The organism is Actinomycetota bacterium (assembly GCA_005888325.1).
Lineage (GTDB): Bacteria > Actinomycetota > Acidimicrobiia > Acidimicrobiales > AC-14 > AC-14.
On sequence record VAWU01000097.1, the window covers coordinates 1 to 2,343 of the forward strand.

Annotated in this window: 1 pseudogene; it reads right to left on the reverse strand. The window is 69.2% G+C overall.

The window, feature by feature from the left end:
* Positions 1-2,133 precede the first annotated feature (2,133 nt).
* Positions 2,134-2,250: pseudogene (locus E6G06_22380) on the reverse strand (IS110 family transposase).
* Positions 2,251-2,343 lie beyond the last annotated feature (93 nt).

The window sequence follows — 2,343 nt, forward strand, 5'->3', positions numbered from 1 at the left end:
GGCCACGCTGACGGTGACGGCGGGCCCGCTCGACCACCTGGCGGTCAGCCCCGCCACAGCCACGATCACTGCCGGCGGCTCCCAGGCCTACACCGCCCAGGGGCGCGACGCCTACGACAACTCGCTGGGGGACGTGACCGCGGGCACGACGTTCACGATCGGCTCCGACGGCTCCTGCACGGGCGCCACCTGCACCGCCACGACCTCGGGGGCCCACACGGTGACCGGCACCGATGCCGGCAAGACGGGGACGGCGTCGCTGCAGGTAACCGCGGCTGCGCTCGACCACCTGGTGCTCTCGCCCGGGTCGGCGACGATCATCGCCGGCACCAGCCAGGCCTACACGGCCCAGGGGCGCGACCAGTACAACAACTCGCTGGGGGACCTGACCGCCAACACCACGTTCACGATCAGCCCCGACGGCTCCTGCACCGGCCCCTCCTGCACGGCCACCGTGGGCGGCGCCCATACGGTCACCGGCACCGACGCCGGCAAGACCGGCACCGCCACCCTCACCGTGGATGCCTCCTTGGTCGATCACATCGTGATCAGCCCCGCCACCGCCACGATCACCGCCGGCGGCACCCAGACCTACACCGCCCAAGCCTTCGACGCATCGAACCACTCGCTCGGAGACGTGACGGGCTCGACCACGTTCACGATCGCGTCCAATGGGTCGTGCACCGGCAACGTGTGCACCGCCACGCAGGCGGGTGCGCACACGGTCACCGGCACCGACGGCGGCAAGACGAGCAACGCGACGTTGACCGTGACGGCCGGGCCGCTCCACCATTTGGCATTGGCGCCCGCCTCGGCCACGATCGATCCCGGCGGCTCCCAGACCTACACCGCCCAGGGGCGCGACGCCTACGACAACTCGCTCGGCGACGTGACCGCCAACACCACGTTCACGATCAGCCCCAACGGCTCCTGCACCGGCGCCACCTGCACCGCCTCCAGCTCCGGTGCGCACACCGTCACCGGCAACGACGGCGGCAAGACCGGCACCGCGTCGCTGCAGGTCACCGGTGGGACAGTTGATCACATCGTGATCAGCCCGGCCACGGCGACGATCACCGCCGGCGGCTCCCAGACCTACACCGCCCAGGCGTTCGACGCATCGAACCACTCGCTTGGAGACGTCACCGCGAGCACTACCTTCACGATCTCGCCCGACGGCTCCTGCACGGGCGCAGCCTGCACCGCAACCGCCAGCGGGTCGCACACCGTCACCGGCACCAATGCCGGCAAGACGAGCTCGGGCACGTTGACGGTGAACGCGGGACCGCTCGACCACCTGGCCCTGTCGCCCGCCTCGGCGACGATCCCCGCGGGCGGCTCGCAGGCCTACACGGCGCAGGGCTTCGACCAGTACAACAACTCGCTCGGCGACGGCACCGGCTCGACGACGTTCACGATCGCGCCGAACGGCTCCTGCACCGGCGCCTCCTGTACCGCCACAGTCGGCGGCGCGCACACGGTGACGGGCACGAACTCCGGGAAGTCCGCCACCGCGACGCTGAACGTCGACTACGTCAGGAATCCCGGCTTCGAGACAGACCTCTCGGGCTGGAACACGTCCGGGTCGGGCGCGAACGTCACCCTCACCCGTGTCTCCGGCGGCCACGGCGGAACCTCGGCGGCGCTGCTCACGAACACGGGTACGACAAACACCACGTTCGCGACGCTCCAGGATTCGCCGAACTGGGTCGCGACCACGACGGCCGGCACGTACACGGGCACGATGTGGGTGCGCGCGGACACGGCCGGCGCCGTGTTCAAGCTCAAGTTCGCGGAATACAACGGCTCCACGCTCGTCGGCTCCGCGTTGGCACAGGCGACCCTGACGACCTCGTGGCAGCAGGTGACCGTGATCTACACCATCAAGTCGCCCGGCTCGACCCTCGATTTCCAGGGATTCGTGCAGAACGCGGCGCCCGGCACGGTCTTCTACGCAGACGACGCATCGATCGTCGTCGGGTGACCACGACGGAGGGTGCAGGGCTGCGTGCAGCTACGTGTCTGTTGCTCGTCCTTGAACGAGACCCGGTCTCGCAGCGATCACGACTGCTTGGGCGTGTGGGGATGCTTCTATGTCTGTCAAGTCGCCAGCGGCGGGGTTTCGAGCAGTCGGACGATCTGGTGGAGTGCGCGGTTGAGTTGTCTGTCGCCGCCGCGGTCGAGCCGGTAGCGGATCGTCTGGCCGGCTGAGGCCGGGATTGGGGCAGCGCCGGCAAGCCTGGCGAATGCGCGTAGGGTTCGTAAATTCAGTCGTGGCGGATTTGCAGGCGAATCGGGCTTCGGAGACCGGGGCATCCGAAATCCGCCGATGGCCTCAACCGA